Origin of the sequence: Dactylosporangium sp. NPDC049742, assembly GCF_040674675.1 — a bacterium.
In the GTDB taxonomy this organism is placed as follows: Bacteria; Actinomycetota; Actinomycetes; order Mycobacteriales; family Micromonosporaceae; genus Dactylosporangium; species Dactylosporangium maewongense.
The window spans coordinates 148,404-167,176 of sequence record NZ_JBFANF010000010.1 but is presented as its reverse complement, the minus strand read 5'-3'; the positions used below and the strand labels follow the sequence as shown (position 1 = coordinate 167,176).

14 protein-coding genes and 1 pseudogene are annotated in these 18,773 nt (G+C 70.9%); 4 read left to right on the top strand and 11 right to left on the bottom strand.

The annotated features are described in order from the left end of the window. Positions 1–3: 3 nt before the first annotated feature. Together hisS and AB0J72_RS15940 are read right to left on the bottom strand one after the other, a co-directional pair. On the bottom strand, positions 4–1,320 hold the full coding sequence (gene hisS / locus AB0J72_RS15945; protein ID WP_363399230.1) for a histidine--tRNA ligase: 1,317 nt from the start codon (positions 1,318–1,320) through the stop codon (positions 4–6). Between the two features lie 6 nt (positions 1,321–1,326). After that, a complete protein-coding gene (locus tag AB0J72_RS15940; RefSeq protein WP_363399228.1) occupies positions 1,327–2,001 on the bottom strand; it encodes an MBL fold metallo-hydrolase in 675 nt (224 codons plus the stop codon). A 166-nt stretch (positions 2,002–2,167) separates the two neighbouring features. On the opposite strand from AB0J72_RS15940, the gene AB0J72_RS15935 reads away from it, so the two are divergent. Both AB0J72_RS15935 and AB0J72_RS15930 read left to right on the top strand, forming a co-directional pair. Further along, on the top strand, positions 2,168–3,067 hold the full coding sequence (locus AB0J72_RS15935; RefSeq protein WP_363399226.1) for a peptidylprolyl isomerase: 900 nt from the start codon (positions 2,168–2,170) through the stop codon (positions 3,065–3,067). A gap of 94 nt (positions 3,068–3,161) precedes the next feature. Continuing rightward, positions 3,162–3,977: a peptidylprolyl isomerase gene (locus AB0J72_RS15930; RefSeq protein ID WP_363399224.1), complete on the top strand. Its 816-nt coding sequence runs from the start codon at positions 3,162–3,164 to the stop codon at positions 3,975–3,977. A gap of 1,196 nt (positions 3,978–5,173) precedes the next feature. Here the strand turns inward: AB0J72_RS15930 and AB0J72_RS15925 are convergent. The 8 genes and pseudogenes from AB0J72_RS15925 to ruvC all read right to left on the bottom strand — a co-directional run. Next, positions 5,174–7,429: pseudogene (locus tag AB0J72_RS15925) on the bottom strand (bifunctional (p)ppGpp synthetase/guanosine-3',5'-bis(diphosphate) 3'-pyrophosphohydrolase); the annotation flags it as partial. A 423-nt stretch (positions 7,430–7,852) separates the two neighbouring features. Next, positions 7,853–8,404, bottom strand: coding sequence for an adenine phosphoribosyltransferase (locus tag AB0J72_RS15920; RefSeq protein ID WP_363399358.1), 552 nt, complete (start codon positions 8,402–8,404; stop codon positions 7,853–7,855). 52 nt (positions 8,405–8,456) lie between these two features. Then, positions 8,457–9,590, bottom strand: a complete 1,134-nt coding sequence (gene secF / locus AB0J72_RS15915; protein WP_363399222.1) for a protein translocase subunit SecF — start codon at positions 9,588–9,590, stop codon at positions 8,457–8,459. A gap of 2 nt (positions 9,591–9,592) precedes the next feature. Then, a complete protein-coding gene (gene secD / locus AB0J72_RS15910) occupies positions 9,593–11,440 on the bottom strand; it encodes a protein translocase subunit SecD (RefSeq protein ID WP_363399220.1) in 1,848 nt (615 codons plus the stop codon). Between the two features lie 85 nt (positions 11,441–11,525). Continuing rightward, positions 11,526–11,903, bottom strand: a complete 378-nt coding sequence (gene yajC, locus AB0J72_RS15905; protein WP_363399356.1) for a preprotein translocase subunit YajC — start codon at positions 11,901–11,903, stop codon at positions 11,526–11,528. Between the two features lie 152 nt (positions 11,904–12,055). Further along, on the bottom strand, positions 12,056–13,123 hold the full coding sequence (gene ruvB / locus AB0J72_RS15900) for a Holliday junction branch migration DNA helicase RuvB (protein ID WP_363399218.1): 1,068 nt from the start codon (positions 13,121–13,123) through the stop codon (positions 12,056–12,058). Further along, the gene (gene ruvA, locus AB0J72_RS15895; protein WP_363399216.1) at positions 13,120–13,728 is read right to left on the bottom strand and encodes a Holliday junction branch migration protein RuvA; all 609 of its coding nucleotides are present in this window, start codon (positions 13,726–13,728) and stop codon (positions 13,120–13,122) included. The genes ruvB and ruvA overlap by 4 nt, the downstream gene beginning before the upstream one ends. Next, the gene (gene ruvC / locus AB0J72_RS15890) at positions 13,725–14,237 is read right to left on the bottom strand and encodes a crossover junction endodeoxyribonuclease RuvC (protein WP_344503539.1); all 513 of its coding nucleotides are present in this window, start codon (positions 14,235–14,237) and stop codon (positions 13,725–13,727) included. Before ruvC ends, ruvA begins: the two co-directional genes overlap by 4 nt. A gap of 140 nt (positions 14,238–14,377) precedes the next feature. Here ruvC and AB0J72_RS15885 point away from each other — a divergent pair, with 140 nt between their 5' ends. Together AB0J72_RS15885 and AB0J72_RS15880 are read left to right on the top strand one after the other, a co-directional pair. Further along, the gene (locus AB0J72_RS15885; RefSeq protein WP_363399213.1) at positions 14,378–15,169 is read left to right on the top strand and encodes a 3-hydroxybutyrate dehydrogenase; all 792 of its coding nucleotides are present in this window, start codon (positions 14,378–14,380) and stop codon (positions 15,167–15,169) included. Positions 15,170–15,187: 18 nt separating this feature from the next. Beyond that, positions 15,188–17,083, top strand: a complete 1,896-nt coding sequence (locus AB0J72_RS15880; protein WP_363399354.1) for a helix-turn-helix domain-containing protein — start codon at positions 15,188–15,190, stop codon at positions 17,081–17,083. 871 nt (positions 17,084–17,954) lie between these two features. Here AB0J72_RS15880 and AB0J72_RS15875 read toward each other — a convergent pair. After that, a complete protein-coding gene (locus AB0J72_RS15875) occupies positions 17,955–18,725 on the bottom strand; it encodes a hypothetical protein (protein ID WP_363399211.1) in 771 nt (256 codons plus the stop codon). Between the last annotated feature and the right edge of the window lie 48 nt (positions 18,726–18,773).

Sequence of the window (18,773 nt, the reverse complement as noted above, 5' to 3'; positions counted from 1 at the left end):
CTGTCACCGCAGCGTCGGTGCCATGTCCGCGGCCGGGGGCGCCCAGGTCTGGGCGTCGGCCCCGGTCTGCTCGCCGGACCGGATGTCCTTGACCTGGTCCGGGTTCTCCCCGTTGGCGGGGAACCAGACGAACGGGATGCCGCGCCGTTCGGCGTAGCGGATCTGCTTGCCGAGTTTCGCCGGTACGGGTGCCACCTCCGTCGGGATCCCGCGGGCGCGCAGCGAGGCGGCGATCCGGTTGCTGACGGCGCGCTCCTCCTCGCTCCACAGCGCGACGAGGACGGCGGTCGGCACGGGCCGCGTGACGCCGAGCGCGTCGGCCTTGAACAGCAGGCCGAGCAGGCGCGAGACGCCGATGGAGATGCCGACGCCGGGGAAGACGTCGCGGCCGGCGCTGGCGAGGTTGTCGTACCGGCCGCCGGAGCAGATCGAGCCGAACTGTTCGAACCCGGCGAGCTCCGTCTCGTACACGGTGCCGGTGTAGTAGTCGAGGCCGCGGGCGATCTTCAGGGTCGCCTGGACCAGGCCCGGGCTGTGCTCGCGGGCGGTCTCCACGACCGCGGCGAGCTCGGCGATGCCCTCGTCGAGCAGCGGGTGCTCGACGCCGAGCTTGCGGACCTCGTCGGCGAACGAGTCGTCCTGCGCGGTGATCCCGGCCAGCGCGAGGCAGGCGTCCGCCTGGGCTTCTGTGTACTTTTCCTTGATTTCGTCTTTTACCGCACTTGGACCCACTTTGTCCAATTTGTCGACTATTCTCAGAATTTCTTCCGGGTCTTCGATGCCGAGGCCCCGGTAGAACCCCTCACACAGCTTCCGGTTGTTCACCAGGATCTTGACCGGCGGGATCGGCAACGACCTGAGCGCGTCGCCGATCACCAGCGGGATCTCGGCCTCGTAGTGGGAGGGCAGGGTGTCACGGTCGACGATGTCGATGTCCGCCTGCAGGAACTCGCGATAGCGACCCGCCGCCGGCCGCTCCCCCCGCCACACCTTCTGGATCTGGTACCGGCGGAACGGGAACTGCAGCTTTCCGGCATTCTCAAGGACGAACCGCGCGAACGGGACGGTCAGGTCGAAGTGCAGCCCGAGGCTCTGATCGTCCTCGCCCTCGGCCGCCTGCAGGCGGCGCAGGGTGTAGACCTCCTTCGAGGTCTCACCCTTGCGCAGCAGCTGGTCGAGGGGCTCGACGGCGCGCGTCTCCAGGGGCGAGAAGCCGTACAGCTCGAAGGTGCGCCGCAGCCGGTCCAGGACCTGCTGCTCGACGAGGCGCTGCTCGGGGAGCCACTCCGGAAACCCGGACAGCGGCGTGGGACGGGTCATCTGTCTCTACCAGCCTCGGTTGGGGTTCTGTGTCGTCGCCTCGCGCAGGTACGGGTTGCCCTTGCGCTCCCGGCCGATCGTGGTGCCGGGCCCGTGCCCGGGCAGGACCACCAGGTCGTCGGGGAGCGTGAGCACCTTGTCGCGCAGGCTCGCCATCATCTGCGTCATACTGCCGCCCGGCAGGTCGGTGCGGCCGATGGAGCCCTTGAACAGCACGTCGCCGGTGAAGATCTCCTCGGCGCTGCGGAACATCACCGACCCGCGCGTATGGCCCGGCGCGTGGTCGACGATCAGCTCCAGCCCGGCTATCTTGAGGACCAGGCCGTCCTCCAGGGGTGCGACGTCCTCGGGCTCCGTCCAGGTCAGCCGGCCGCCGAACAGCGCCGTCAGGTCGGTGCTGAGCCCCTTCGCCGGGTCGGCGAGCATCTCGCCGTCGTCCGGGTGGATGTAGGCCGTGATCCCGCGTGCGCCGCAGACCGGCGTGACGGAGAACGTGTGGTCCAGGTGGCCGTGGGTCAGCAGGACCGCGGCCGGCTGCAGCCGGTGCTCGGCGAGCACGGCGTCGAGCCGGTCGACGACCCCGATCCCGGGGTCGATGACCACGCACTGCTCACCTGGCGCCGGGGCGACCACGTAGCAGTTGGTCCCGAACGCTTCGGCGGGAAAGCCGGCGACGAGCACGGCGCTCCTCCCTGTCGATTTCCGCGCGACAACCCCTCAGACCCTATCCGGAGGTCAGGCACAGCGAACCGTGACCGGGCGGCGACCACCATTCCGGTTTCTACCCGTACACTCTGGCGGGCGTGTGACGTGGGACCCAAACGTATTTTCCTGGAGGGGAGCACAGGTGGCTTCCAGTAAGAGCCGGCAACGCGCCTTGGCGCGGGCGAAGACCGAGCGGCAGATCGCCCGTCGGGCGGCAGCGGCACGGCGTCGTCGGCAATGGCAGGCCGGCATCGGCGGGGCGGTGGCACTGACCCTGCTGGTCCTTGCCGTGATCTGGAAGACCGGAGGCTTCGACCCCGAACCGATCCGCGCTTCCGAGTGCGCCTGGACCCCGATCGACGCCGGCAACGGCGTGACCGACGTGGGCAAGCCGCGGACCAACGACATCGTCAAGAACGGCGTCAAGACGATGACGATCGCGCTCGGTCAGGGCACCGTGACCACCAAGCTCGACCCGAGCAAGGCGCCGTGCACCGTGGAGAGTTTCACGTACCTCGCGGGCAAGAAGTTCTTCGACAACACCACCTGCCACCGGATGGTCAACGACTCGCTGCTGCAGTGCGGCGACCCGTCGGCGACCGGCAGCGGCGGACCCGCGTACCGGTTCCCGGACGAGAACAACCCGCCGCCGGCCCCCGCGCCGTCCGCTTCCGCGGCGGACCCGTCGGCCCCGGCGGACACCAACGTCCTGTACCCGGCCGGCACGGTCGCCATGGCCAACTCGGGCGTCGACACCAACGGCAGCCAGTTCTTCCTGGTGTTCAAGGACGTCAAGCTGCCGCCGAACTACACCGTCTTCGGCACGATCGTCGGCGGCATGGACGTCCTCACCAAGATCGGTGAAGGCGGCTCCGAGCCGGCCAACGACGGCAAGCCGAAGACCGAGGCCAAGATCAGCTCGCTGACGGTCACCGACGTCGCGCCGCAGAAGGACCCGACGCCCGCCACGTCGGTCCCGGCCTCGACGCCCGCGTCGTCCGCACCCGCGACGCCGCTGGCCAGCGCTTCCAGCAAGTCGTAACTCCATCCCAATCCCTGCTGAGCAAGGAGTACCAACCGTGACCTCCAACCGGGACCGCCAGCGCGCCGCAGCGCGTGCGCGGCTGGAGCGGGAGATGGCAGACCGCGCAGAGCGCTCAGCCGGCCGACGGCGCAGGAACACGACGATCGCCGCTGCGGCCGGCGGGTTGGTGGTCCTGCTCGGTGTGGCGTGGCTGGTGATCGTGCTGACCAAGGGCGATGACAAGGCGAGCCCCGAGGCTGCCGCCTCGGGGTCCGCCTCGGCGGCCCCGACCAACTGCACCTGGCTGCCCCTGGTCGACCCGTCGGCGTCGCCCGCGCCCGAGATCCCCAAGGAGGTCAAGGACGTGGGCACCCCGCCCACCTCCGGCGAGCCGCGCACCGGTTCGCAGACCATGACCATGGACACCAGCGTCGGCACGATCAAGATCAAGGTCGACACCGCCAACGCTCCGTGCGCGGCCGCCAGCTTCACGTACCTGGCCAGCAAGAAGTTCTTCGACGACACCAAGTGCCACCGCCTGGTGACGCAGAGCATCTACGTCCTGCAGTGCGGCGACCCGTCCGGCACCAGCCTCGGCGGCCCGACGTACCGCTACGCCGAGGAGAACCTGCCGACCGGCCGCCGCCCCGCGTACACCGAGGGCATGGTCGCCATCGCGAAGACCCAGAACCCGGCTTCGAGCGGCAGCCAGTTCTTCATCGTCTACAAGGACATCGAGCAGCTCTCCGCCGACTACACGGTCCTGGGCCGCGTGACTGAGGGCCTCGACCTGGTCAAGAAGGTCGCCGAGGCGGGCACCCTGCCCGACCCCGCCGCCTCCGGCGACCCCGCCGCAGCCGCCTCCGGCGACGGCGCCCCGAAGACCGAGGTGAAGATCAAGACCCTGACGATGAGCCCAGCTTCCTGACGCTCATCACTCTCCACCGAACGGCCGCGGGCTCCCACCCGCGGCCGTTTCGCATTCCCCGACAACCACTCCCCGCACAGACGTCGACCAATACCGAGATTCGCTCCTTTCCAGATGAAGCACCGATACACAAAAGCCCCAAATCCGCGCATTTACTGATGCTCGCCGCAGCCGAGGCCAGCAGCCCAGGAGCCCACTCGCGCCGACACGCACCGGCATAGGGAACCCGCGACAGCACCGTGGATCTGCCCGGCAACGGCGAGAACCGGCCCAGCCGCCGCCCCACACAGACGTTGGCCAATGCCCCGATTTGCCCACTTTCCGGATAGGCGTCGCGCGATCCACCCCAATTGGGTCACTGAAGCAGCGGCAGATCGCCCAACCTCAATGCACAAAACGCCGCAAACACGGGCATTGACCAACGTCTTTCACGGCCGGCACGGGCGAAGTCCAGCACGGGCGAAGTCCAGCACGGGCGAAGTCCAGCACGGGCGAAGTCCAGCACGGGCGAAGTTCAGCGCAAGCAGAGGCCAGCACGGGCCGAGTCCAGCACGGGCGGCGCGGGCGGTCCTACTGGTGTGGCGATGGCGCCCTGCAAGGTCTCGGTCGCGCCTGCACACGGCCCACCGCCGGCCAGGGATCCCGGTCGCGCTTGCACATGGCCAACCCGGCCCGAGATCCCTGCACGCGGCCAGCCCTGCCTGGGATCTCGGTCGGGCTTGGCCGCGCGGCGCCCGGACCAGGGGAATCATGGTCCGTCTCGAGCTGCGAGTGCCTGGCTTTCGGTGCGTCTTGAGTTGCGAGTGCCCGGCCGGGGATCTCGGTCCGTGCTGGGGCGCGTTCGCAGATCTTGGTGGGAACTGGCCACACCGGACAAGACGGTGGGTGTGTTCATTCAGCCCGCAGGGCGGCGAGCCGTGTGTCAGGTGGCGTGGTTGCCCGCAAGTGCCGCGGTGCCGGTGATGTTCCCCCGATGCCGTCCCTGCACGGTCCAGCGCCGTCCAAGGCTCCACGCCGTCGTTGGTCGTAGACAGGAAGCCGTCTCGCCGGTGGCGGTGCGCCCGAGGCGGCCGGATCCACCGCGCCACCAGCGCTGGGCGGGCGCGGCGGGCACAAGGTCGCCGCACCGCAAAGGGACAGGTGGGACCCACGCGCGGGCGGTGGCGTGCGCGGGAAGCAGGAGCCCGGAAAAGCGGCTAGGCGCCCGAGGTGACCCGGTAGGCGTCGTAGACACCGTCGATGCGGCGGACGGCGGCCAGTAGGTGGTTGAGGTGCTTCGGGTCGGCCATCTCGAAGCTGAACCTGCTGATCGCCACCCTGTCGCGGGTGGTGGTGACGGTGGCGGAGAGGATGTTGACGCGCTCCTCGGAGAGGACGCGGGTGACGTCGGCGAGGAGCTTGTGGCGGTCCAGGGCCTCGACCTGGATGGCGACCAGGAAGGTGGAGGCGCTGGTCGGCTTCCAGTTGACCTCGAGGACGCGCTCGGGCTGCTCCTTGAGGTCGGCCGCGTTGGCGCAGTCGTCGCGGTGGACGCTGACGCCGCCGGAGCGGGTGACGAAGCCGAAGACGGCGTCGCCGGGGACCGGGGTGCAGCAGCGGGCGAGCTTGATCCAGACGTCGTCGACGCCCAGGACCTCGACGCCGGGGTCGGAGGCTGCGGTGCGGGTGCGGGCGGGGCGGGTCGGGGTGGCGGTCTCCGCGATGTCCTCGACGGCGCCCTCCTCGCCACCGTAGCCGGCGACGAGGCGCTGGACGATCGACTGGGCCGAGGCCTGGCCGTCGCCGACGGCGGCGTAGAGGGCGGCGACGTCGGCGAGGTGCAGCTCGCGGGCGATCGTCATGAGCGACTCGGAGGTCAGGAGGCGCTGCAGGGGCAGCCCCTGCTTGCGCATGGCCTTGACGATCGCCTCCTTGCCGGCCTCGATCGCCTCCTCGCGGCGCTCCTTGTTGAAGTACTGCCGGATCTTGGTGCGGGCCCGGGGGCTCTTGACGAAGCCGAGCCAGTCCTGGGTGGGGCCGGCGGTCTCGGACTTCGACGTGAAGATCTCGATGACGTCGCCGTTGGAGAGGGTGCTCTCCAACGGGACGAGCTTGCCGTTGACCCGGGCGCCGATGCACTTGTGGCCGACCTCGGTGTGCACGGCGTAGGCGAAGTCGACCGGGGTGGAGCCGGTGGTCAGCGCGATCACGTCGCCCTTGGGCGTGAAGACGTAGACCTCCTGGCTGGAGAGGTCGAAGCGCAGCGCGTCGAGGAACTCCGACGGGTCGCTCGCCTCCCGCTGCCAGTCCAGCAGCTGCCGCAGCCACGTCATCTCGTCGATGTGGGCGGGCGGGCCGGCGATCGTCGCGCTCTTGGACTCCTTGTAGCGCCAGTGCGCGGCGATGCCGTACTCGGCGGTGCGGTGCATCGCGTAGCTGCGGATCTGCAGCTCGACCGGCTTGCCGGTGGGGCCGATCACGGTCGTGTGCAGCGACTGGTACATGTTGAACTTCGGCATCGCGATGTAGTCCTTGAACCGGCCCGGGACGGGCTGCCAGTTCGCGTGGATGACACCGAGGGCCGCGTAGCAGTCCCGGACCGTGTCGACGAGGATGCGCACGCCGACGAGGTCGTAGATGTCGCCGAAGTCGCGGCCGCGGACGATCATCTTCTGGTAGACGGAGTACAGGTGCTTCGGCCGGCCGGTGACCTCGGACTTGATCTTCGCCTGTTTGAGGTCGGCGGCGACCTTCTGCGTGACCGTGCGCAGCAGCGAGTCGCGCTGCGGGGTGTGCTCGGCGATGAGCCGGCTGATCTCGTCGAACCGCTTCGGGAAGAGCGTGCGGAACGCGAGGTCCTCCAGCTCCCACTTGATCGTGTTCATGCCGAGGCGGTGCGCCAGCGGCGCCAGGATCTCCAGGGTCTCCTTGGCCTTCTGCTCCTGCTTGGGGCGGGGCAGGAAGGTCAGGGTCCGCATGTTGTGCAGCCGGTCGGCGAGCTTGATGACCAGCACCCGCGGGTCCTTGGCCATGGCGACGACCATCTTGCGGATCGTCTCGGCCTTGGCCGCGTCGCCGAGCTTGACCTTGTCGAGCTTGGTGACGCCGTCGACGAGCAGCGTGACCTCGCCGCCGAAGTCGTGCTGGATCCGCTCGATCGTGTACTCGGTGTCCTCGATCGTGTCGTGCAGCAGCGCCGCGACCAGGGTGGTGGTGTCCATGCCCAGGTCGGCGAGGATCGTGGCGACGGCGAGCGGGTGGGTGATGTAGGGGTCGCCGGACTTGCGGTACTGCCCCTTGTGGAAGTGCTCGGCCATGTCATACGCCCGCTGCAGCAGCCGCACGTCGGCCTTCGGGTGGCTGGCCTTGTGCTGGGCGATCAGCGGCTCGAGCACCTCGCTGACCGACGGGCTCTGCCACGGCGCGTTGAACCGGGCGAGCCGCGCGCGGACCCGCCGGCCGGTCGGCGCGGCGCCGACGAGGCCCAGGGCGGCGCCCGTCATCGAGCCGGCCGCCTCGGTCAGGTCCTCGGTGTCCTCGCCCGGCGGCTCGTCCACCACCCGGCGCGCCGGCGGGCCCCCGGCGGGCGCCGGGGGCTGGGGACCGGTGTAGCCCGGGTCGGTCGAGCGCCGGTTGTGCACCACGGCGCCGTCGGGGGTCGGGAACTGCAGCACCACACCGCCGGCCTCGGCCGTCTCGGGCTCGGTGCCCTGCGGTGCGTGTTGCTGATCGTCTGGCACGTGGACCGCCTCCGGTGTCGACGCAGCGCCCATCCGCTTGACCGTACCCCCCTTCGGGGATGCGATGTCGCCGGTCACCGGCCACTCCTCATCGCCGTCAACGTATGGACCGCAAGCGTACCCGCCCCCACCGACATTCCCAGGCCAGAATTGGGGTCAGGACACGGTCAGCAGGGCATGAACCGGGCGCGGCGCGATCCGGGACCGCCCGTCGAGGAACCCGAGCTCCAGCAGCACGCTGAAGCCGCTGACGGTCCCGCCGGCGCGTTCGACGAGGCTGAGGGTGGCGGCGGCCGTACCGCCGGTCGCCAGCACGTCGTCGACCACCAGGACGCGCTCACCGGCCACGAAGGCGTCCGCGTGGACCTCCAGGGTCGCCTCGCCGTACTCGAGGGCGTAGCTGGCCGACACGGTGGCGCGGGGCAGCTTGCCGGCCTTGCGCACCGGGACGACGCCCTTGCCCGTGGCGTACGCGATGGCGGCGGCGATCACGAAGCCCCGCGCCTCGATCCCGGCCACCACGTCGAAGCTGTCCGAGCCGTGCTCGGCGATGATCGCGTCGATGACGGCGGCGAACGCCGGGCCGTCGGAGAAAAGGGGCATCAGGTCCTTGAACAGGATGCCGGGCTTGGGAAAGTCGGGCACGTCGACGACCTTGCTCGCGACCAGCTCCGAGATCTCCAACTTGGGGTACACCTCCGGTAACAGCGGAACGGGCGCCGCTGCGAAGCGACGCCCGTGCCGGTGATCAATTGAGGGTTCAGCGGCGCCCGGAGGCGCCGGGCCGTCCGCCGGCCCGAGGCCGCCTGGCCTGCGGCCGGCTGCCCGGGCGGGGTGCCGCACCGGCGAGCTCGGAACGCTCCCCGGTCTTGGTCAGCGGCACGCCGTCGCTGTCGACGACGGGCGCCTGGGTGGCCTGCTTGGCGAGCGCCGCCCGGCGGTTCGCCACGCGGGACTCGTGCGCCTGCAGCCGCGGCTCGCGGACCTTCAGCTCCGCCAGGACCGGCGTGGCGAAGAAGATCGACGAGTAGACGGCGACGCCCATACCGATGAACAGCACCAGGCCGAGGTCCTTCAGGGTGCCCGCGCCGAGGAGGCCGGCACCGATGAAGAGCAGGCCGCCGACGGGCAGCAGCGCGACCAGACCGGTGTTGATGGAGCGCATCAGCGTCTGGTTCACCGCCAGGTTGGCGGCCTCGCTGTAGGTGCTGTTGTTGTTGCCCGTGATGCCGCGGGTGTTCTCCTGCACCTTGTCGAACACCACGACGACGTCGTACAGCGCGAAACCGAGAATGGTGAGGAAGCCGATGACCGTCGACGGGGTGACCTCGAAGCCGACGAGCGAGTAGACGCCGCCGGTGAGGACCAGGTCGAGCAGCAGCGAGCCGAGCGCCGCCACGGCCATCCGCCACTCGAAGCGGAAGACCAGGTAGGCCGTCACCAGCGCCAGGAAGATCACGAGGCTCACCAGGGCCTTTTCGGTGACCTGGTCGCCCCACGAGGTGCTGACGGCGCTGTCGCTGATCTGGGTGGCGTCGATGTTGAAGTGGTCGGCGACCTTTTCCTTGATCTCGGTCTGCCGGGCCGCGTCGTTGATCAGCTCGGTCTTGATGACGTACTGCGTGTCACCGACCGTCTGGCCCGTCTTGACCTCGACGCCGGCGTCGCCGAACGCCTTCTCGACCTCGTCGAGCGTGCCGACGCTGACCGGGACGTTGTACTGGTTGCCGCCCTCGAACTCGATGCCGAGCGTGAAGCCCCGGAACACCATGCTGGCGATCGCGATCAGCAGGGCGATGCCGGCGACGGTGAACCAGAGGCGCCGGCGACCGACGACGTTGACGTTGGCTTCACCACGGTAGAGCCGGGCTGCGATGCCACCTTTGCCGCTCATCGTCAGACCTCCTTCGGGCGGTTACGACGGGGGGCGGAGGACGCCACACCAGTGCTCGGACGCTGCTCGACGATCCGGCCGAGGCCGGAGACCCGCGGCGACAAGAACGCCTTGCTGCGCGCGAACATCGTCATGATCGGATGGCGGAACAGGAACACGACGACGAGGTCGAGGATGGTCGCGACGCCCAGGGCGAACGCGAAGCCTCGGACCGAGCCGATCGAGAAGAAGTACAGCACCGCGGCGGCGAGCAGGGTGATCGCGTTGGCCGAGATGATCGTGCGGCGGGCCCGGGTCCAGGCGCGCGGCACGGCGCTGCGTGGGCTGCGGCCCTCCCGGATCTCGTCCTTCAATCGTTCGAAGTAGATGACGAACGAGTCGGCGGCGACACCCAGTGACACGATGAAGCCGGCGAACCCGGCGAGCGTCAGGGTGAAGCCCATCGTGCGGCCCAGGATGATCAGCGCCATGTAGACCATCGCGCCGGACAGCACGAGGCTGATCGTGATGACCAGGCCGAGCAGCCGGTAGTAGAAGAACGAGTAGAGCACGACCAGGCCGAGGCCGATGCCGGCGGCGAGGACGCCCGCCTCCAGGTGCGAGCTGCCCAGGGTGGCGGAGATGCTCTGCGCGTCCTGCGGGGTGAACGACAGCGGGAGCGCGCCGTACTGCAGCTGGTTGGCGAGCAGTTCGGTGTCACGCTTGGTGAACTGGCCGGTGATCCGCGCGTCGCCGGGGATGACGCTCTCGATGACCGGGGCCGAGACGACCTGGTTGTCGAGCACGACCGCGACCTGCTTGCTGTCGGTGCCGTTGTTGTACGCCTCGCGGGTCAGCTCGGTCCACCGGTTCTGGCCGCCGCTGGTGAAGGAGATCGTGACGATCCACTTGCCGTTGGTCGAGTCGATGGAGGAGTCGGCGTTGTCCACGTCGGTGCCGAGCACCTTGGCGACGTCGAGGTTGTACTTGACGCCGGGCTGGCAGGCGACCGCGGGCTGCTTCTCGTCGCGGATCGAGCCGACCGGGCGCTTGTCGAGCTGGGCGCAGGTGACGGTCGGGATGTTGTACTGCATCGCCGGCGGCAGGACCGCGACCTCTTCGGGGGTCAGGGTCTTGAACGGCGCGTAGAGCTGGGCCTTCGCCGGGTCGGCGGACAGGTCGACCGGCGCGGTCTCGGCCATGGCGGCGGCCCAGACGGACTCGCCGAGCTTCTTCTGCACCGCCGCGCGCTGCTGGGCGACGTCCGCCGCCACCGGGGGCGCGGACGAGGCCGGCGCGGAGGCGGGGTCCGACGCGGGGGCGGAGGTCGCCGGCGCGGAGGACGGCGCGGACGCCGAGCCCGACGGCTTGGCGCTGGCCGACCCGGACGCCGACGGGGTCCCCGAAGGAGCCGCCGAGGAGGGCGCGGTGGAGGGCGACGCCGAGGCGGACGCCGACGGGTCTGCGCCGCCGATGTCCTGCGTCGAGCCGAGCACCTTGCGGAAGCGCAGCTCGGCGGTCTGGCCGATCTGCTTCAACCGGTCGTCGCTCTTGCCCGGCAGGGAGACGACGATGTTGGTGTCGCCCTCGACGACAACCTCGGCCTCGGAGACACCGAGGCCGTTGACCCGGCTGTCGATGATGTCCTTGGCCGTCGCCATCTGCTGCTTCGTCGGCGGCTTGCCGTTGTCGGTCTTCGCCTGCAGCGTGACCGTGGTCCCGCCGATGAGGTCGAGGCCGAGGTTAGGCTCAAGCCGGTTGCGCCAGCCGCCGTCACCGCCGAACCACACCCAGATGGCGAGCAGAACGAAGATGGTGCCGAGCACACCGAGCTGACGGCCCGGGTGCATCGGTGCCTGAGGTTGTGCCACGGCTGTCGGGTCTCCCTGCACTAACGCCGGCGGGGTGCGCGGCGTGCTTGTTCGTCGTGGTGGTGGCGGTAGCTCAGCCGATCGCTCAGTCGATCGACTTCGGCGTCGAGCCCGGTGCCGGCTCGTCGGCCTCCTCGGTCTCGGCCTCGGTCACGTCCTCGTCGACGGCGGCGGCCTTCTGGTTCACCTTGCCGATCGCGGCCTTGGCGTATTTGGCGGTGACGCCGGGCGCGATCTCCAGCAGGACAGTCTCGTCGTCGATCTCACGAATCGTGCCATACAGGCCACCAACCGTGACGATCTCGTCGCCGACCCCCATCGAGGACTGCATGTTCTGCACTTCCCGGCGGCGGCGCTGCTGCGGGCGGATCATCATGAAGTAGAGCAGGACGAAGGCCCCGACGATCAGCAGCAGACTGGGAAAGCCGCTGCCCCCTGAACCCTGCGCCTCGGCGAACAGCACGATCATGCCTTCCGGTCGGCTCGGAACCCAGTTGCCTGGGTGGACCGAGCGAAGTATGAAGTCCGCGCGGCGGACCGCGGCGAGTCTAGTCGGTGTGTCGCAAGACACGCAGACCGGCGTCTATCACGGTCCGATCACGACAGCTAGGGACGCTACGGCTCCAAGCTGAAAAGATCGGGCAATTGTGGCGATGTTCCCCCTGCGTGGCTCCCGCCACCGACGGTACCAGCGGGAACCGGGAGCCCGAGATGGCGCCATGCACTCGGCGTGGCCACTCGCCCACGCGGAGTACGCGCGAGCAGGCCCGTCCGCAGCAGGAAAGGTTCACAGACCTCTTCGACGGTGTCGGGTTGCTCACCAACGGCCACGGCGATCGTGGACAGCCCGACCGGTCCCCCGCCCTGCCGGATCAGCGCGTGCAGCACCGCGCGGTCCAGGCGGTCCAGGCCGAGCTCGTCGACGTCGTACACGGCCAGGGCCGCCTTGGCCGCGGCGAGGTCGACCACGCCGGTCCCCCGCACCTCCGCGTAGTCGCGGACGCGGCGCAGCAGCCGGTTGGCGATGCGGGGCGTGCCGCGCGACCGCCGGCCGATCTCGACCGAGCCCTCGTCGGTGATCGGCACGTCCAGGATCCCCGCCGACCGGGCGATGATGAGCTCCAGCTCGTCCGGGTCGTAGAACTCCAGCTGGCCGACGAAGCCGAAGCGGTCCCGCATCGGGCCGGTGAGCAGGCCGCTACGGGTCGTCGCGCCGACCAGCGTGAAGGGCTCGACGTCGAGCGGGATCGCGGTCGCGCCCGGACCCTTGCCGACCACGACGTCGACGCGGAAGTCCTCCATCGCGCTGTACAGCAGTTCCTCGGCGGGCTTCGCGATCCGGTGGATCTCGTCGATGAACAGCACGTCGCCCTCGGACAGGCTGGTCAGCACCGCGGCGAGGTCGCCGGCGCGCTCGATCGCCGGGCCGCTGGTCATCCGCAGGCCGGCCGACAGCTCCGCGGCGACGATCATGGCGAGGGTGGTCTTGCCCAGGCCCGGCGGGCCGGACAGCAGGATGTGGTCCGGCGGGCTGCCGCGCCGCAGCGCGCTCTGCAGCAGCAGGTCCAGCTGCTCGCGGACCCGGTGCTGGCCGATCAGCTCCGCGAGCCGCTTCGGGCGCACGCTCTGCTCGGCGGCCCGGTCCTCCGGCGAGGAGTACGCGCTGACGAGAGGATCGGTCACCGGATGGTGCCCAGCATGCGGATCGCCTGCTTCAGCAGCACCGGCACCGGCGGGACGGTGCCGCCGTCGAGCTGCTCGGCCACGGCGGCGACGGCCTGGTCGGACTGGCCGGCGGTCCAGCCGAGCCCGACGAGCGCCTGGCGGACCTGCTCGGCCCACGCCGCGCCGGCACCGACCCCGACCAGCGCCGCGCCGTCGCCGGGCAGCGCGCCGATCTTGTCGCGCAGCTCCAGCACGAGCCGCTCCGCGCCCTTCTTGCCGATGCCCGGGACGCGGGTCAGCGTCGACGTGTCGTTGCCGGCGATGGCCCGGCGCACCACCTCGGGGGTGTGCACCGCGAGGACCGCCTGCGCCAGCCGCGGCCCCACCCCGGACGCGGTCTGCAGCAGCTCGAACAGCTGCTTGGCGTCGTCGTCGGCGAACCCGTACAGGGTCAGGGAGTCCTCCCGCACGACCAGCGACGTCGCCAGCCGGGCCTCCTCACCGACGCGGAGGTCCGCGATGGTGTGCGGCGAGCACAGCACGGCCAGGCCCACCCCGCCGACCTCGATCACGGCCCCGTCCGGTGACACGGCGGCGACCCGCCCCCGCACACTCGCGATCATCGTGCTCTCCTCAGCGCCGCCTGGATGCGGTCCTTGGTGCCGCCCCTCCAGACATGACAGATTGCCAGAGCCAGGGCGTCGGCGGCGTCGGCGGGCCGGGGCGCGACCGTCAGCCGCAGCAGCCGGGTCACCATCGCGGTGACCTGTGCCTTGTCCGCCGACCCGTTGCCGCTCACCGCGGCCTTGACCTCGCTCGGCGTGTAGGTCTGCACCGGCAGGCCGGCCCGCGCGGCGACGAGGATCGCGACCGCGCCCGCCTGCGCCGTGCCCATGACGGTGCGCACGTTGTGCTGGCTGAACACCCGCTCCACGGCGACGGACTCGGGCCGGTGCTCGGCGACCAGCGCGGTCAGCCGCTCGTCGAGGTTCAGCAGCCGGTGCGCCAGGTCGGTGTCCGGGTCGCTGGTGACCACCTCGTAGTGCACCAGCTTGCACGGCCGCCCCGGCACGCCCTCGACCACGCCGACCCCGCAGCGGGTCAGCCCCGGGTCGACCCCCAGCACCCGCACCGGCACCCCCTCAAACGTGTGTTCGACACACTAGCCCACCCGCCGCTCGTACCGGCGACAGGACACACACACCGAGTGCCGTGAAGGTATGTGGGCGGCCCCCATGGGACGCACGCGCGAAGGCTCGTACGTTTCCCGCCATGACGACGCCACATCCCGTTTCGCCGCACCAGGTGGTCGCCCTGGACCTGCGCGGCCGGACCGCACTGGTGACCGGCGCGGGCAGCGGCATCGGCCGGGGCGTCGCCGTGCGCCTCGCCGCCGCCGGCGCGAAGGTGGTCGCCGTCGACCGCGACGCGGACGGCATCAAGCCGCTCGCCGACCTCGGCCTCACGCCGGTGGTCGCGGACCTGTCCGACCTCGACGAGGCCGAGTCGCTCCTGGCGGAGCACTGGGACGCCGACGTGCTGGTCAACAACGCCGGCCTGCAGCACGTGGCGCCGCTGGAGGACTTCCCGCCGGAGCGGTTCGCCTACATCCAGACCGTCATGGTCGAGGCGCCGTTCCGCCTCACCCGCCGGGTCCTGCCGCACATGTACCGCGCCGGCTGGGGCCGCGTCGTCAACATCTCCTCCGTGCACGGCCTTCGCTCGTCGCCGTTCAAGTCCGCGTACGTGACGGCCAAGCACGCCCTGGAAGGCCTGTCCAAGACGGTCGCGCTCGAAGGCGCCCCGCACGGCGTCACGAGCAACTGCATCAACCCGTCCTACGTGCGCACCCCGCTCGTCGAGGGCCAGATCGCCGCCCAGGCCGCCACGCACGGCATCGACGAGACCGAGGTCGTCGAGAAGATCATGCTCACCAGCGCGGCGATCAAGCGGCTCATCGAGCCCTCGGAGGTCGCCGAGCTCGTCGCGTACCTCTGCTCCGACGCCGCGGGGTTCATCACCGGCACGTCCGTCGCAATCGACGGCGGCTGGACCGCCCACTAGCACAATGGGGGTGTGACGATGCTGGAGTACCTGGAGCTGCTCGCGCGGGAGGCCGCCGCGGTCGAGTTCGAGGGCCCGCTCGTCGCCGCCCGCAACGCCGGCCTCCCACCCGACCGCCTCGCCGAGCTGGAGCAGGCCAAGGTCGTCGCCCTGCGCGTCCGGGCCCTGCTGGAGCGCCGGCGGCGCCGCGAGGAGGAGCTCTCCGGCCTCTTCGACACCGCCAGCGACCTCGCCGGGCTCCGTGACGTCGACGCGGTCCTCGCCGCCATCGTGCACCGCGCCCGGACCCTGCTCGGCGCCGACGTGGCGTACATGACGCTCAACGACGAACAGCACGGCGACACCTACATGCGGGTCACCGACGGCTCCATCTCCGCGAAGTTCCAGGCCCTGCGCCTGCCGATGGGCGCGGGCCTCGGCGGCCTCGTGGCGCAGACCGGCAGCCCGTACGTGACGGCCAACTACCCCGAGGACGCCCGCTTCCGGCACACCGGAGACATCGACGCCGGCGTCGGCGAGGAGGGGCTCGTCGCGATCCTGGGCGTGCCGCTGCGGCTCGGATCCCGCATCATCGGCGTCCTGTACGCCGCGAACCGCTCCGCCCGCCCGTTCGCCCGCGAAGAGGTGTCGCTGCTCGTCTCCCTCGCCGCGAACGCCGCCGTCGCCATCGACACCGCCCGCCTCCTCGGCGAGACCCAGGCCGCCCTCGAGGAGCTGTCCGCCGCCAACGGCACGATCCGCGCCCACAGCGACTCCGTCGAGCGGGCCGCCGCCGCCCACGACCGCATGACGGCCCTCGTGCTGCGGGGCGCCGGCGTCGAGGACATCGCCGAGGTCGTCACCGAGGTGCTGGGCGGTGCGCTGCTCGTCCTGGACGCCGACGGCCGGCACCAGGCCAGCGTCGGCGCGCTCGACGCCCCTGACGCCAGCGCGATCGCGGAAGCCCTGGCCGCCTCCCGTACCGAGGGGCGCAGCGTCCGGCGGGGACCGCTGTGGCTCGCGGCCGTCGTGGCCGGCGCGGAGAACCTCGGCGCGCTCGTCCTGCGGCCCGACCGCCCCCTCGTCGACGCCGACCAGCGCATCCTGGAGCGCGCCGCCGTCGTCACCGCGCTCCTGCTGCTCTTCCGCCGCACCGTCGCCGAGGCCGAGGGCCGCGTCCGCGGCGAGCTCCTCGACGACGTCATCACCCGCCCCGTCCGCGACGCCGACTCCCTGCGCACCCGCGCCAAGCGCCTCGGCGTCGACCTGGACGCCCCCAACGTCGTCGTCGCCGTCGGCGAGGACGCGCTCGCCGGTGGTCCCATGAACACCGCCCGCCAGCGCGCCATGTCCTGGGCCCAGACCTACGCGCAGACCCGCGGGGGCCTCGCCGCCGCCCGCGACGGCCACGTGGTCCTCCTCCTGCCCGGCGAGGCGGCCGGCCCTCTCGCCCGCACCGTCGCCCGCGACCTCGGCAAGATCCTCGGCCGCCCCGTCACCGCCGGCGCCGGCGGCCCGGCGACCGGCCCCGCGGGCATCGCCGCCGCCTACCGCGACGCCGACCGCTGCGTCATCGCCCTCGCCGCCCTGGGCCGCGCCGGCGCCGGCGCCAGCACCGCCGAGCTGGGCTTCGTCGGCCTCCTGCTGGGCTCCGCCCCCGACGGCCGCGACCGCGACGTCGAAGCCTTCCTGGGCTCCACCATCGGCCCCGTCGTCGACTACGACGTCCGCCGGGGCACCGCCCTGGTCAAGACGCTGGAGGCGTACTTCGGCGTCGGCGGCAGCCTGGCCCGCGCCGCCGAGCTCCTCCACGTCCACGTCAACACCGTGACCCAGCGCCTCGAACGCATCGGCCAGCTCCTGGGCGCCGACTGGCAGAAACCGGAACGCGCCCTGGAGGTCCAGCTGGCCCTCCGCCTCCACCGCCTCCGCTGAGCTGCAACTCCCCCCACCGCTGCCGCGCCCTCCCCATGATCCGGAAGAGTTTGTGTCGTCATAGCAGCACAAAGTCTTCCGGATCATGGAGAAGTCAGCCCCATATGCTGATAAGTCGGATATGTTCGCGCTAGCGGACATATCCAGGGCCAGCGTCGGCTTGCCCCAGCAGGATCAACCCAGCCGAGTCTTGCTTCGCTGGGCCTTGCCTCACCGGGCGGCAACCGACCGGGCAGCACTGGCCGCTGAGGTTCCCCGATGCGTCCGACTCCAGTCGGCGCACATGCGTGGTCCGGAAGGGCCGGGGAGCTGTTGCATTAGCTCTACCGGATCGTGATTGGCCAGGAGCGCACGCCGGCACTCCCCCGGACATGTCCGCTCCGCGAACATATCCGAAATTTCGGTTATGTCGGGGAGCGGAGCGAGCCGACATAACCGGGGCTGCCACGCGCGGCGGACATATCCGCGACCAGCGTCGGCCTGCCCCAGCGGGCGTCGACCCAGCCAGGTCCGCCCCGCCGGGGTCTTGCCTCGCCGGGTCTTGCCTCGCCGGGCGGCACCCGACCAGCCGGCACCGGTCGCTGCGATTCCCCCGATGCGTCGCTCTGCGGCGCACAGCCGCGCATGCCGCGTCGGCTGAGGTCGCGCGGGCGCCGCATCCGGCACCCACCCCGCCGCGCTGCCCGGCGGGAAGTCCGCCTCCGCGGCTGATCCCGATCGGCGCACGCTGCGTGGTCCGGTCAGGGTCGAGGAGCTGTAGCGGCATGAGCTCTACCGGATCATGATCGGCCAGGAGCGCACTCCGGCGCTCTCCCCGGATATGCCCGCTCCGCGAACATAACCGGGGTCGGCGCACAGGCGGGCAGGTGAGCTAGCCGGCGCCCGGTTGCTCGCGGTTCTCGAGGTCGATCTCGACGAGGGAGCCGTCGGCGGCGTAGGTGTAGGAGCGGCGGCGCATTCGTCTGATCAACTGCTGCATGTGGGCGACGGCGGGGTCCGGGGCGGCTGGGTCGTGGAGGCGGAAGCCGTGCAGTTCCACAGCGTCGGGGTCGATGTCGGCCGGGCTGGGAGAGCCCTCGAGGATGAACCCGAACAGTTCCCGCAGTGCCGCCTCCCCCAGGTCCAGCGGGTGGAACGGCAGCGGGTACGGCCCCCGGTCCGGCCAGCCCTGCGTGGGCTGTACGGGATGTTCGCCGGACCAGAACGGTGCCTCGAATGCGAACGGCTCGCCGGTGTTCTCGACCACGCCGTTGTCGGGGTCCAGGCTCAGCGACCGGACCAGTTCGCCGTTGTCCCAGACGGAGAACGCGAACCAGTCCGAGACGCTGTGCATCGCATGGGAGATGACGCGGCGGTGGCGGCCCGGCTCGATCAGGCGATCCGGCAGCCGCGAGGGCGCGCCCAGCGGCAGCCGACGGTCGCAGACGAGGTCGACGCCGGGGAAGGCGCCGGCGTACGCGGTCCCGGCGGGCGGGTGGACCGCGTCGTCCAGCGAGGTGGCGTCCGCCGGCTCGACCGTCCAGCCGGGGAACACGCGCGCGATCAGTGCGGCCGTGGCGTCCCGGCGGGCCACGGCACCGGCCCGGAGCAGCTCGGCGACATCGCCGTCCGTGTAGGCGAGCAGCGACGTCTTGGCCCCCACCGGCACCCCCCAAAGAGATCAGCCGTGATCAAGTAGCGGATCCGGCTG